Consider the following 13,155-nt stretch of genomic DNA (forward strand, 5'->3'; position numbering starts at 1 on the left):
CTCCTCGGGTGTCAGGCCCGCGCGGCGGACGTGGTCGGCGCGGACGTGGTCGGTGCGGACAGCGACGGGATGATGGACACCTTGACGGACGCACCGGCGGAGTCGCCGACCAGGTCCAGTGCCTGCTGGAAGTCCTCGAGCGGGAACTGGTGCGTGCAGATCTCGTCCATCGGCAGCGTGCCGGACTCGAGCAGCTTGATCGCCGCCGGCCAGGTGTGCGGACCGAGGTGTGCCCCGCGGACGTCGAGCTCCTTGTCGTCGGAGATGATCGACCAGTCGACGGAGACGGCGTCCTTGAAGACCGAGTACTCGACGAACGTGCCGAGCTTGCGGAGCAGGTTCAGGCCCTGCGGTACCGCGGACGGGTGGCCGGTGGCCTCGATGTAGACGTCGGCACCGTAGCCGTCGGTGAGCTCCTTCACCCGGGCGACGGCGTCCTCGTGCGCGATGTTGATCGTCAGGTCGGCACCGACCTTGCGGGCGAGCGCGAGCTTCTCGTCGACGACGTCGAGCGCGATGATCCGCAGCGGGTTCTTCTGGCGGGCGCCGGCGATCGCGGAGAGACCGATCGGACCGGCGCCGGCGATGACGACCGTGTCGCCGAACCGGATGTCGCCGCGCTCGACGGCGTGGAAGGCGCAGGAGAGGGGCTCCGCGAAGGCAGCGACCTGGCCCGGCAGCGCGCGGTCCACCGGGTGCGTCAGGGCCCCGCTCGGCACGAGCACGTACTCGGCCATCGCGCCGTCGAAGCCCTTGAAGCCGAACATGTCGTGGACGTTGCACATCCAGTAGGCGCCCTCGAGGCAGTAGCGGCACTCCCAGCACGGCACGATCTGCTCGCAGGCGATGCGGTCGCCGAGTGCCACACCGCGCTTCGCGAGCGCGTCGTCGGCGCCGGCGACGATCGTCCCGACGAACTCGTGGCCGGGGATCCGGTCGGCTTCCGCCCATGCCGGGCGGTTCTCGTCGCCCCAGAACTTCGCCGCGCCGTGGTAGCACTTCAGGTCGCTCGCGCAGATGCCGACGGCGTCGGTGCGGAGCAGGAGCTCACCCGGTCCGGGCTGCGGGACCGGACGCTCCTCGAGTCGGTAGTCGCCCGGACCGTGGACCACCACGGCACGCATCGTGGTCGGGATCTCGCGGTGCGCGTCGCCCTGCGCCGGGGTCTCGGTCGTCGTCGTCGACATGAGCTGGTCCTCCGTTGGTCAGCCGGGCGGTGTGCCCGTTCCGATGGTTCGGCGACGACTGTACACGGTCGGGAACAGATGTCCAGAACACAATTTCTGCTATCGTTCCGACACCACGACCGCGCATCGCAAGGGAGCGACCATGACCACCGCCACCGAGACCGACCTCGCCGCCGCACTCCGACCGGGCCCCGACTCCGTCGACCTGACGAACGACCTGACGGGCCGCACGGCGGTCGTCACGGGTGGGGCGTCCGGCATCGGCAACGCGATCGCCCACGCCTTCGCGTCGCGCGGGGCCCGGGTCGCGATCGTCGACGTCCGGACGGACGCCTCGGCCGCTGCAGCCGCCGGGCTGCCCGACGTCCCCACCGGTGCGCACCTCGGGCTCGCCTGCGACGTCACGGACGACGCCTCCGTCTCGGCGACGGTCCAGCAGGTCGTCGACGCCGCCGGGTCGATCGAGGTGCTCGTGAACTGCGCCGGCATCGTCGCGCTCGACGCAGCGGAGGACCTGGACGGCGGCGCGTGGGCGCGCACGCTCGACGTCAACCTGACCGGGACCTTCCGGCTGGCGCAGGCGGTCGGGCGGCACATGCTCGCGGCGGGCAGCGGTCGGATCGTGAACATCGCATCGCAGGCGGCACACGTCGGCCTCGACCGGCACGCGGCGTACTGCGCGTCGAAGGCCGGCGTCCTCGGGCTGACCCGGGTGCTCGCACTCGAGTGGGGCGGACGCGGGGTCACGGTCAACACCGTCTCGCCGACCGTCGTGCTCACCGACCTCGGCCGGGCGGCCTGGGCGAACGAGGCGGGGCTCCGCCACCAGGACGAGATCCCGACCGGTCGCTTCGCCACCCCCGCCGAGATCGCCGCCGCGGTGCTGTTCCTGGCGAGCGACGGTGCCGCGATGGTGAACGGCGCCGACCTGCGCGTGGACGGCGGGTTCACGATCCGGTGACCCCCGGTCGGACTACGATCCGAGTGTCCGACCGATCCGAAGGGTCCGCAGCATGTCCTCCGAGAGCACCACCGGCGCCGAGGGGGCCCGGGCCCGCTTCCCGCTCGACACCGTGTACCAGGCGGCGCGGATGTACTACCTCGAGGACGCCACCCAGGTCGAGATCGCGTCGCGCCTGGGGGTCTCCCGTCCCACGGTCAGCCGTCTCGTCGCCGAGGCCCGCCGCGCCGGACTCGTCCGGATCGACGTCGTGGACCCCTTCCAGGACGAGACCGTCGCACTGGCCGAGCGCCTGCAGGTCGTGCTCGGACTCCGAGCCGTGCACCTGGCCGCCGTGACGCACCAGGCGACGCTCGGTGCCGACCTGGCTGCCCCCATCGCGACCGCAGTCGAGGGCATGGGGCTCACGCCCGGCGACGCCGTGCTGATGTCCTCCGGTCGCACCGTGTACGACGTCGCACACGCCGGGATGCCGCCGCTGGCCGGGGTCCAGATCGTCCCGACGGTGGGCGGCCAGGCGGACCCGATGCCCTGGTTCCAGACGAACGAGATCACGCGGACCGCTGCCGAGCACTCCGGTGCGATCCCGGCGTTCCTCTTCGCGCAGGCCCTGCCGTCCGCCGCGATGCGCGCCACCCTCGACGAGGACCCCGCCTTCCAGCACGTGGTCGGGCTGTGGGGGCGGGCCAAGGGTGCGATCCTCGGCGTCGGCGCACCGACCCCGACCCGCGACGCGCTGGCACGGGGGATCCCGGTCGAGGACGCCGTGTTCGACCAGGCCGCCGGTGACGTCTGCCTCAACTTCTTCGCCGCGGACGGCTCGCCGATCGAGTTCCCCGGCAGCGAGCGCATGGTCCGGACCTCGCGCGACGTCCTGGCCGGCGTCCCGCACGCGGTCGGTGTGGCCGTGGGGGCGGCGAAGGTGCCGAGCATCGTCGGCGCGGTCCGCGCCGGCATGGTCAACGAGCTGGTGACCGACGCCGCGACCGCGCGCGCCCTGCTCGACGCGCTCGCCTGACCCGGCCGCGCACAGCGTCGCCCTCGGCCGCGTCGCCCGTGCGCGTGCCGCCCGCCGTCGGGACGGCACCGTCGACGGACGGGAGGCGCGGTGCGGGCCGGTGCCGCGCCTCCCGTCCGTCCAGTGTCCCGACCGTCAGTCGGTCGTGCGGGCGGTCCTGCGGACGTCCCACAGGTGGTGCACCGGGTCGTGCGCGTAGTAGGTCGCGAGGGTCGCGACCGTGAAGACGCTGCCGTCCGACCGCCGGCCCGTCCGCCCGAGGGCGTCGTCCGGTACCGCGGCGAACGCGGCCGCGGCGTCGCGAGCCGCCTCGGTCAGGTCGCGGGAGACGACCGCCGGGTCCTGCTCGCCGTACCGCTCCTCGACGGCGGTGGCGTCCTGGTCCCAGTTCGCGAAGGCCGGGCCGTCCTCGGACAGCACGAGGCGGAGGCGTTCGGTCATCTTCCGGTGGACGTCGCGGACGTGTGCGCCGTACTCGAGCGGCGACCACGTGTGGTCGTCCGGGCGCTGCCGGACCTCCGGACGGGCGAGCTGCTCCGGCCAGGCCGCCGTGTTCTCCGTGATCACGGCAGGGACGTCGCGGAAGGCGAGGGCTGCGCCGTCGAAGCCGCACTCGGGGCACGCCGCGCCGATCACCCAGGTCCAGTTCTTCGTGTCCGGTCGGATCGCCATGGGGCAGACGTTACCGGCTCGTGACCTCGCGCCCCATCGGCACGGGCATGCGGATCGGGCGGGACCCCCGTCCGGGTGACACGCCGTTCCCTGTGAATCCCGTGGCAGTGCCCGGCCCCGTGCTCCCTAGCGTTGCTGGCTGTCCCGGGCCGGTACCGACCGGCCCGCCCCACCACGAGGAGATCGCGAATGGGTTCCGACCCCAGCAGTACCAGCACCCGACCACCCCGACGTCTGCGCGTCAGCGACGTCACGGTGGTCGACCGGAGCATGATGCGCCGGGCCGTCAGCGGCATGGTCGTCGGCAACACGATGGAGTGGTACGACGTCGGGGTCTACGGCTACCTGGCGGTCACGATGGGCCGGGTGTTCCTGCCCACGGCCGAACCGTCGGTGCAGATCCTGTTCAGTCTCGGGGTGTTCGCGGCGACCTACGTCGCGCGGCCCCTCGGCGGGATCGTGTTCGGGCGGCTGGGGGACCGGCTCGGACGTCAGAAGGTGCTCGCCACGACGCTGATCCTGATGGCGTCGTCGACCTTCCTCATCGGGGTCCTGCCGGCGTGGTCGACCATCGGTGCGGTCGCTCCGGTGGTGCTCGTCGTGCTGAAGCTCGCGCAGGGGTTCTCGACCGGTGGTGAGTACGCCGGGGCCACCACGTTCGTGACCGAGTACGCCCCGGACCGTCGGCGCGGCTTCTTCGCGAGCATCCTCGACTTCGGCAGCTACATGGGCTTCGCACTCGGTGCGACCGTGGTGACGGTGCTGCAGGTGACCCTGGGCGAGGAGACGATGACCGCCTGGGGCTGGCGCCTGCCGTTCCTGCTCGCCGGCGTGATCGGCGTCGTCGCGATCTGGTTCCGCCTGCGCATCGAGGAGTCGCCGGTGTTCCAGGCGACGCAGGCCGCGCAGGAGGCCGCCGCGTCGGACCGCGAGGCCGCAGCGGGCGGCCGACCGGCGGACGTGCTCGTCATGGTGCGCGACCACTGGCGCCCCATCATCATCGCGATCATGCTCGTCGGCGCATCGAACACGGTCGGCTACGCGCTGACCTCGTACATGCCGACGTACCTCACCGACTCGCTCGGCTACTCCGCGATCGACGGCACGCTGCTCACCATCCCCGTGCTCGTGCTGCTCGCCGTGATGCTGCCGGTCGCCGGACGGCTGTCCGACCGGATCGGTCGCCGCACCGTGATGTGGATCGGCGCCGGAACGACCGTCGTGCTCGCCGTCCCCGCCTTCCTGCTCATCGGGCACGGCGCGCAGTGGTCGACCCTCGCCGGGCTCGGGCTGCTGGCGTTGATGACCGCGCTGTGGGTGTCGAACCAGGCGGCGTCGCTGCCGGCGCTCTTCCCGACGTCGACGCGGTACGGCGGCATGGGCTTCGCCTACAACATCGCCATCGCCGTGTTCGGCGGGACGACGCCGCTCATCGTGCAGGCGCTCCTGACGGCCACGGGGGACCAGCTGGCGCCCGCGTACTTCCTCGTCGCGATGAGCGTCGTCGGAGCGGTCGGTGTGTTCTGCATGCGCGAGTCGTCGCAGCGCCCGTTGCCGGGGTCGATGCCCGCGGTGGAGTCCGAGGACGAGGCTCGCGAGCTCGTCCTCACGCAGGACACGAACCCGAACCTCGACCTGGGGGACCTGCCGTTCGCGGCGCAGGACCGGGCGGAAGCAGCCGCCGAGCGCTGACGGTGTGCGGCTGACCGGCGCCGGGTGACCGGGGCCCGGGGCGGCGCGCGGCGCCCGACGCGCGGTTCCAGGTGCCAGGTTCGCGACGTTGCACGTGTCGATCGACGCGTGCAACGTCGCGGTTCGCGCGTCACCCGCGTCTCCGGGGGTTCCCACGTCCCTGGCGATCAGTGCTCCGCCGTCGGTGCCGCCGCCGGCGCCCGGGCCGGTCGGCCGCCCGGGGCGCTCAGTCGTGCCGGTGCTCGTGCGACGGGTCGAGCGCCGGCCACACCGGGAACGGGTCCGGCCACCGACGCCACACGTCGGGCCCGGCGAGCAGTTCCTCCGGGGTGAGGAGCGCACCGTCCAGCGCGCGTTCGACGGCGTGCACGTCGAGGCGCTCGCCGACGAACCAGATCGCCTGACCGACCGGTGCGTCCTCGTCCCACGACGGGTTCGCGGTCGGGTCGAGCGCCAGCATCGCGCCGAAGCTCGACCACGAGCCGACGTGGTCCGGCCGGGACGCCAGTCGGAAGAAGCCCTTCGAGCGCAGCACCCGGCCGTTCGCCCCCGCCGCGAGGTCGTCGGCGATGACGTCGGCGAGCCGCCCCGGGTGGAACGGCAGGGGCTCCCGGTACCGCACGGTCACCAGGTCGTCCCGCGGACCGCGCCCGGTGTCGGTCCGGCCGGAGTCGGACGACAGGGCGCGCATCCACCCGGCCCCCGAGGCCAGCAGCCGTGCTGCGCCGCCGTTGGACGCCGGCAGGTCGAGGGCGCTGCGCACGGCCGGCGCGGCGACGATCACCGCGTGCGGTGCCATGCGGTGGAGGAGGGACACGAGGGCGCGACGTCGTCGCCCGGACAGCGGCTCGACCCGGTCGAGCGCGATCACCGTGGCGTACTCGACGACGGAGACCACCCGCTCGGCCGCGACGAAGGCGTCGTCCACGTCGGACCAGAGCAGGTGGGCCACGTCGTCCGCGCGGAGCACGGCGACCACGTGGCGCAGGATCCGGTCGTCCCCGGTCTCCGAGCGCGCGGCGTTCGCGAGCATCATGCCGACCGCGCGGACGTCGACCTCGGGCGCCAGCGTCACGACGAGGTCGTGGTCGGCGTCAGGTCCGCACACGCGGTCGAGCTGGTCGCGCCGCGCGGCGATGCCCCGGGCCGCGGCGAGGGCGTTGCCGGCGACGTGCATGCGGTGACCGCTGCTGATCCTGCCGGCGACGCGGACGGCGTCGGCATCGTGCAGGGCGGTGACGAGGGTGGTTGCTGCGGGGCGCATGTCGAGTACCCTACATGACAACCGTTCTCAACAAGGAGCCGGTGCAGGAAGGAGACCCCCCGTGAAGGTCCGCAACTCGCTCAAGGCGCTCAAGAAGATCCCCGGCTCGCAGATCGTGCGTCGCCGCGGTCGCGTGTACGTCATCAACAAGCGCGACCCGCGCTGGAAGGCCCGCCAGGGGTAGGTCGCCGGCCGTCCGTAGGGTGGGGTCATGCGACTCCTGCTCATCCGGCACGGCCAGACCCCCGCGAACGTGAACGGTGTCCTCGACGCCGAGGTGCCCGGGCCCGGGCTCACCGAGCTCGGGCAGCAGCAGGCGGACGCGCTGCCCGCGGCCCTGGCCGACCGCGGGATCGAGCGGCTCTTCGTCTCGTCCATGGTCCGGACGCAGCACACCGCCGCGCCCCTCGCTGCGGCGCTCGGGCTCGAACCCGTCGTGCTGCCGGGGCTCCGTGAGATCGAGGCGGGCGACCTGCAGGGCAAGCACGACCGGACCTCGGTGCAGCTCTACATCTCGACCGTGCACGGCTGGTCGGCGGGGGACCGCGCGGGCCGGATGCCCGGTGCCGAGAGCGGCGACGACTTCTTCGCGCGCTACGACGACGCCGTGCGGCAGATCCTCGCGACCGGGGTCGAGGTCGCGGCTGCGTTCAGCCACGGCGCGGCGATCCGCACCTGGGCCAGCGCGGTCGCGCAGAACACCCCGGACGAGTTCGGGACGCAGCGGCACCTCGAGAACACCGGGATCGTCGAGGTCGAGGGGTCCTTCGAGGACGGCTGGCGCCTGGTCGACTGGGAGGGCGAGCCCGTCGGTGGCGAGGACCTCATCGACCGGACGGCGCAGGACCCCACCGGCGACGCGTTCTGACGGCCGAGCCGCGCCCGAGACGCCGGCGTCGACTCGAGACACCCGCAGTCGAGCGAGACGCCGCCGGAACCGGCGGCGTCTCGTCGGGACGGCGGCGTCTCGTGATCCGAGCGGTGCGCGGTTGCGTGACCACGCGACGGACGGGAGGCGCGGTGCCAGCCGGCACCGCGCCTCCCGTCCGTTCCGTGCTCGCGTGGACTACGCGGGCTGCGCCGTCGTGTGCAGCGGCACGATCACGCCGTGCGACTCGCGCAGGACGTCGAGCGTGCGCTGGACCTCGTCCGCGCGCTCCTCGGTGTCCCAGCCCAGGGTGTCGGCGAGCACGTCCGCCAGCTCGTCGAGCAGGTCGATGGTGACGCCGCCGACGAAGGCGAGGTTCGTGCGCCGGAGCACCACGTCGACCAGGTGGACCGCCTGCTCGTGCTGCGCGAAGTACGCGACCTCGGCCCGCGTGAGCGACGGGTCGGACTCGAGGGGCTCGACCGGGCCGTCGGTGAGGACGTCCACGACCTCGGCCGCACGGGTGCCGTAGCGCTCGAGCAGCCCCTCGACGACGGACTCGTCGAGGCCGTCACGGTGCGACTTGATCCACAGCGCCCGCTGCGCGTCGGTCGTCGGGAAGTCCTTGCCACCGCCGATCGCCATGCCGGTCGTGTCGACCTTCCGGGCGGTGCCGAGCTTCGTGGTGACGTCGCTCGACAGGTGCGCGGCCAGGGCGCGGAACGTGGTCCACTTGCCACCGACCAGGCTCAGCACCGTGGTGTCGGGGAGGCCGGCGATCGGGGTGTCGACGATCCGGTAGTCGCGGGACACGAAGCCGGGGGCGGTGTCCTCGTGGCGGGGGAGCGGGCGGATGCCCGAGTAGCTGTAGACGATGTGGTCGCGGGTGACCTCGATCTGCGGGAAGACGTGCTTCACCAGGCCGAAGAAGTAGTCGATCTCCTCCTCCGTCGTGGTCACCGGCTTCGACGGGTCCGCGTCGATGTCCGTCGTCCCGATGAGCACCCGGCCCTTGAGCGGGTAGATGAGGACGATGCGGCCGTCGTTGTTCTCGAAGAACAGCTCGCGGCCCTTGGTCGCCTCGAGCAGCTCGTCGTTCTTGACGACGATGTGGGAACCCTTCGTCCCGCCCATGAACTTCGTCTCGCCGCCGAAGGCCTGGTTCGTCAGGTCGGTCCAGGGGCCGGACGCGTTCACGACCACGTCGGCGGTGAACACGAAGTCCTCGCCGGTCTCCCGGTCGCGGAGGACGACGCCGCCGTCACGGGTGCCGGCTGCCTCGACGTAGTTGACGGCGCGGGCGGTCGCGGCGCTGCCGGTGCCCTGCGCGGCGGCGAGGCCGTCCTTGAGCACGTCGAGCGCCAGGCGCTCCGGCTCGTGCACCGAGGCGTCGTAGTAGGTGCCCGTGTACTTGAGGTCCTTGTTGAGTGCCGGCATGTCGGCCAGCGCGGCCTTCTTGGTGAGGAAGCGGTGCTTCGGCACCGAGCCGCCGTCGCGCGAGAAGGAGTCGTAGATCGTCATGCCGATCTTGATGAGCGCGGCACCGCGCTCCTTGGTCGAGCGCTGCTTGTGGGTGAGCATGCGCAGCGGAGCGTTCATGATGCCGGAGAACGTCGAGAAGATCGGCATCGTGGTCTGCAGCGGCTTCACGTAGTGCGGCGCGATGCGGATCAGGCCGTTGCGCTCCTGCACGCTCTCGCGCACGAGACGGAACTCGCCGTTCTCGAGGTACCGGATGCCACCGTGGATCATGTGGCTCGACGCGGCCGAGGCCCCGCCGGCGTAGTCGCCGCGCTCGACGAGCACGACGTCGACCCCCTGCAGGGCGAGGTCGCGGAAGGTGGCGATGCCGTTGATGCCGCCACCGACGATGAGGACCTGTGCGTTCGGGCGCTCGGTGAGCGCGCTGACCGTCTTCCGGGGCTGCGTCTTCTTCGACATGGTGCGTCGCTTCCTTGGTCGGTTCCGTGGGACTCCTCCGATGGTGCGCCTGTGTGGGAGGGCGGGCAACTTGCGTGCACGAACGTGCAGCACACGTGTCGATCGGGTCGGAAGGCTGGCTGCCGACGCCGCTGCGGGTGCGGGGGCGACGGCCGGGAGGCGCGACAGGGGTTGCAGAGGCCCTGCACGTCCGTGCATGCTCGGTTCCGTGAGTGACGCAGCGCAGCCGATGCGAACGCAGCAGGCGCTGCGCGCCGCGCACCTGTACTACCTGCAGGACCTGACGATGGACGCCATCGCCGACGAGCTGGGGACCTCGCGCTCGTCCGTGTCGCGCCTCCTGAAGTACGCCAGGGACACCGGGCTGGTGGACATCCAGATCCGCTCGCCCCTCGACCAGGCCGCCGCGCTCAGTCGCAACATCCGCGCGCGGTTCGGCGTCCACGCGCACGTCGTGCCGGTGCCGGACCACACGAGCGACGTGGACCGGCTGGAGCGGGTGGCGCTGTCCGCGGCGCGCATCCTGACGCAGTACGTCGAGTCGAACATGGTGATCGGCATCTCGTGGGGATCGACCGTCAGTGCGGTGAGCCGCTACCTCGTACCGAAGACGACGCACGGGTCCACCGTGGTGCAGATCAACGGCGCCGCGAACACCCGCACCACGGGCATCGTCTACGCGTCGCAGATCCTGCGCCGGTTCGGCGAGGCGTACGGCGCGTTCGTGCAGCAGTTCCCGGTGCCGGCGTTCTTCGACGACCCGGCGACGAAGGAGGCGCTGTTCCGCGAGCGCTCGATCCGCCGCGTCCTCGACCTGCACGAGCGGATGGACCTCGTCGTGTTCGGCGTCGGTGCCCCGCAGGCGCCGGTGCCGTCGCACGTGTACTCGGGCGGGTACCTCGACCCGTCCGACCGCGACGAGCTCACCGAGGCCGGCGTCGTCGGGGACGTCTCGACCGTGTTCTACCGCGCCGACGGCTCGTGGAAGGACATCGGCGTGAACGCCCGGGCCGGTGCGCCGGACCTCGACACGATCAAGCGGGCGCCGCGTCGGGTCTGCGTGGTCGCCGGGCGCTCGAAGGCGGCGTCGCTCAAGGGTGCGCTCGCGGCCGGGCTGGTCACCGACCTCATCCTGGACGAGAGCGTCGGGCAGGCGATCCTGCAGCCCTGACCGCTCCGCTTGGGTCAGGTGCCGACCTACTTTGTCGGTGGTGCCCCGTAGGTTCTGGTCCATGGTGCCTTCTCACGAGAACCCCGATCGGGTGGAGTCCGACGGCGCCGTCCCGGCGGCACCTGCGACCGCGACGGACGGCCGCTCCTTCCGCCGCATCGCCGGCACCGACGTGGATGAAGCCCTGTCGTTCTTCACCGGCGACTACGACTTCCGGGCGCCCCGGGTCCGACGGACCCGACAGCGCCCACAGTGGGACTTCGCGGGGGTGAGCGACGGGCTGCTGTCCCTGCGGACGGCCCGGTTCCTCGTCGACCTCCGGACCGAGAGCGTCGTGGACGACCAGGTCCTCGTCGCGTGGTTGCGGTCCGGGTCCAGTACCCTCACCTTCGGCGGCCGGAGCATCGACCTCGAGCCCGGCGTGCCCGTGGTCCTGCCTGATGCGTACGAACTGCACCACCGCGACATCGGGCTGAACCTGGTGCAGCTCGACAAGGCGCACGTCAGGTCGCTCGTGGGCGATGCCGACTTCACGTTCGACGCGATGCACCGTCCGACCGCCGACGGCGTGCGCACCTGGCAGTCGGTCGTGCGCGCGCACTCGTCGACCTGGTTGCACAGCGACAACGACCTCAGCCCGGCGGCACGGCGCAGCATCGTCGACGCCTTCGTGACCGCGGCGGTCGACGCCTTCCCGCACCGCGAGCGCTGGCAGTCGACGGTCACCGGCAACGGTCCGGAGCACGCCCGACTGCGGCTGGCGCTCGAGTACGTGCACGCCCACGCGCGGGACGCCATCGGGACCGCCGAGATCGCTGCGGCGGCCGGGCTCAGTCCGCGTGGGCTCCAGCAGTCGCTCCGGCGGCACCTCGACCAGACGCCGGGTGACCTGCTGCGCAGCGTGCGGCTCGACGGCGCCCGGGGGGACCTGCTCCGCGGTGACCGCGACGACACCAGCGTAGCGGACATCGCTCGCGCCTGGGGGTTCGGGCACCTCGGCCGGTTCTCGGCGACCTACCGCGCCCGCTTCGGCGAGCTGCCGAGCGAGTCGCTCCGCGCGCACTGACCAACCGGGGCGTGCGCGGGCCGAGCCGAATCTCGTGCGACCGTATCGGCGGAGACCGTGCAGATGTTCGGCGGAAACCCATCCGAAACGAACTCCGGCGCATCGTGGAAGTGTCCTGCACCGCCCACGAAGGAGTCCGTGATGCTGATCGGCGTCCCCACCGAAGTCAAGAACAACGAGTACCGCGTCGCGGCCACGCCGGCGGGTGTGGGTGAGCTCGCGCTGCACGGTCACCGCGTGCTCGTGCAGGCCGGCGCCGGAGCCGGATCGTCCTTCTCGGACGACGAGTACCGGGCTGCGGGAGCCACCGTCGTCGGCACGGCCGCCGAGGTCTGGGAGCAGGCGGAGCTCGTCCTCAAGGTGAAGGAGCCCGTCGCCTCCGAGTACCAGTCGATCCGTCCGGGACAGGTGCTCTTCACCTACCTGCACCTGGCTGCCGACCGGCCGCTCACCGACGCGCTCGTCGCCTCTGGTGCGACCGCGATCGCCTACGAGACCGTGCAGCTGCCGGACCGGTCGCTGCCGCTGCTCTCGCCGATGTCCGAGATCGCCGGGCGACTCTCCGTGCAGGTCGGCGCCGACCAGCTCATGCGCACGAAGGGCGGCCGCGGGCTGCTCCTCGGCGGGGTCCCCGGGACGCCGCGCGGCCGAGTCGTCGTCATCGGCGGCGGGGTCGCGGGGGAGCACGCCGCGACCATGGCCCTCGGGCTCGGCGCCGAGGTCACGGTGTTCGACATCAGCCTGCCGCGGCTGCGTGCGCTGGACGCCCGGTTCGACGGTCGGATCACGACGCTGCGGTCGTCGTCGCACGCGATCGCCGATGCGCTGCGCGAGGCGGACCTCGTCGTGGGGTCGGTGCTCATCCCCGGTGCCTCGGCGCCCAAGCTCGTGACCGACGCCATGGTCGCGGACATGCGGCAGGGGTCGGTGCTCGTCGACATCGCGATCGACCAGGGCGGCTGCTTCGAGGGCTCGCGGCCGACCACGCACGACGACCCGACCTTCCACGTGCACGACGCCGTGTACTACTGCGTCGCGAACATGCCGGGTGCCGTCCCGCGCACCAGCACGATCTCGTTGACGAACGCGACGCTGCCCTACGCCCTCGCGATCGCCGACCAGGGGTGGGAGCGGGCCACCGAGATCGACCCGGCCCTCGCGAAGGGTGTGAACGTGCACGCCGGCCAGGTCGTGAACGAGGCCGTCGCGGCCGCGCACGGCTTGGCGGCCGCCGCGCGCTGGTCTTCAGCCAGTTCACCACGTTCCTGCGCATGGTCGCCGAGGCACTCGACGCCCGAGGCATCGGGTACGAGTA

Annotated in this window: 12 protein-coding genes; 8 read left to right on the plus strand and 4 right to left on the minus strand. The window is 72.1% G+C overall.

Annotated features, from left to right (window positions below):
* Nucleotides 1–11: 11 nt before the first annotated feature.
* Nucleotides 12–1,187, minus strand: coding sequence for a zinc-binding dehydrogenase (locus ACH0A8_RS09255; RefSeq protein WP_209684963.1), 1,176 nt, complete (start codon nucleotides 1,185–1,187; stop codon nucleotides 12–14).
* Nucleotides 1,188–1,329: 142 nt separating this feature from the next.
* Between ACH0A8_RS09255 and ACH0A8_RS09260 the strand changes: the two genes are divergently transcribed.
* Both ACH0A8_RS09260 and ACH0A8_RS09265 read left to right on the plus strand, forming a co-directional pair.
* The gene (locus tag ACH0A8_RS09260) at nucleotides 1,330–2,148 is read left to right on the plus strand and encodes a GolD/DthD family dehydrogenase (protein WP_066655502.1); all 819 of its coding nucleotides are present in this window, start codon (nucleotides 1,330–1,332) and stop codon (nucleotides 2,146–2,148) included.
* A gap of 52 nt (nucleotides 2,149–2,200) precedes the next feature.
* Nucleotides 2,201–3,166 (plus strand): sugar-binding transcriptional regulator, encoded by a 966-nt coding sequence (locus ACH0A8_RS09265; protein ID WP_066655499.1) that lies wholly within the window; start codon nucleotides 2,201–2,203, stop codon nucleotides 3,164–3,166.
* Between the two features lie 135 nt (nucleotides 3,167–3,301).
* Here ACH0A8_RS09265 and ACH0A8_RS09270 read toward each other — a convergent pair whose 3' ends face one another.
* Nucleotides 3,302–3,838 carry a DinB family protein gene (locus ACH0A8_RS09270; RefSeq protein ID WP_406907041.1) on the minus strand — a complete coding sequence of 179 codons (537 nt, stop codon included), beginning with the start codon at nucleotides 3,836–3,838 and terminating at the stop codon, nucleotides 3,302–3,304.
* A gap of 189 nt (nucleotides 3,839–4,027) precedes the next feature.
* On the opposite strand from ACH0A8_RS09270, the gene ACH0A8_RS09275 reads away from it, so the two are divergent.
* On the plus strand, nucleotides 4,028–5,530 hold the full coding sequence (locus tag ACH0A8_RS09275; protein ID WP_406907042.1) for an MFS transporter: 1,503 nt from the start codon (nucleotides 4,028–4,030) through the stop codon (nucleotides 5,528–5,530).
* Between the two features lie 226 nt (nucleotides 5,531–5,756).
* On the opposite strand, the gene ACH0A8_RS09280 is transcribed toward ACH0A8_RS09275, so the two are convergent.
* On the minus strand, nucleotides 5,757–6,794 hold the full coding sequence (locus tag ACH0A8_RS09280; RefSeq protein WP_406907043.1) for a GTP-binding protein: 1,038 nt from the start codon (nucleotides 6,792–6,794) through the stop codon (nucleotides 5,757–5,759).
* 61 nt (nucleotides 6,795–6,855) lie between these two features.
* Here ACH0A8_RS09280 and ykgO point away from each other — a divergent pair, with 61 nt between their 5' ends.
* Both ykgO and ACH0A8_RS09290 read left to right on the plus strand, forming a co-directional pair.
* Entirely contained in the window at nucleotides 6,856–6,978 is a 123-nt protein-coding gene (gene ykgO / locus ACH0A8_RS09285) for a type B 50S ribosomal protein L36 (protein WP_058743312.1), read from the plus strand.
* 27 nt (nucleotides 6,979–7,005) lie between these two features.
* The gene (locus ACH0A8_RS09290) at nucleotides 7,006–7,662 is read left to right on the plus strand and encodes a histidine phosphatase family protein (RefSeq protein WP_406907044.1); all 657 of its coding nucleotides are present in this window, start codon (nucleotides 7,006–7,008) and stop codon (nucleotides 7,660–7,662) included.
* A gap of 198 nt (nucleotides 7,663–7,860) precedes the next feature.
* On the opposite strand, the gene ACH0A8_RS09295 is transcribed toward ACH0A8_RS09290, so the two are convergent.
* Nucleotides 7,861–9,603, minus strand: a complete 1,743-nt coding sequence (locus tag ACH0A8_RS09295) for a glycerol-3-phosphate dehydrogenase/oxidase (RefSeq protein ID WP_251159638.1) — start codon at nucleotides 9,601–9,603, stop codon at nucleotides 7,861–7,863.
* A 229-nt stretch (nucleotides 9,604–9,832) separates the two neighbouring features.
* Here ACH0A8_RS09295 and ACH0A8_RS09300 point away from each other — a divergent pair, with 229 nt between their 5' ends.
* The 3 genes from ACH0A8_RS09300 to ald all read left to right on the plus strand — a co-directional run.
* Complete coding sequence (locus ACH0A8_RS09300) at nucleotides 9,833–10,774, plus strand: sugar-binding transcriptional regulator (RefSeq protein ID WP_406907048.1); 942 nt, start codon at nucleotides 9,833–9,835, stop codon at nucleotides 10,772–10,774.
* 61 nt (nucleotides 10,775–10,835) lie between these two features.
* Nucleotides 10,836–11,840 (plus strand): AraC family transcriptional regulator, encoded by a 1,005-nt coding sequence (locus tag ACH0A8_RS09305; RefSeq protein ID WP_081984986.1) that lies wholly within the window; start codon nucleotides 10,836–10,838, stop codon nucleotides 11,838–11,840.
* 141 nt (nucleotides 11,841–11,981) lie between these two features.
* Nucleotides 11,982–13,155, plus strand: a 1,174-nt coding sequence (gene ald / locus ACH0A8_RS09310; RefSeq protein ID WP_406907045.1) for an alanine dehydrogenase, incomplete at its 3' end; no start/stop codon positions are given.

It is taken from the genome of Curtobacterium sp. 179-B 9B NHS, assembly GCF_045370965.1.
Classification (GTDB): Bacteria; Actinomycetota; Actinomycetes; order Actinomycetales; family Microbacteriaceae; genus Curtobacterium.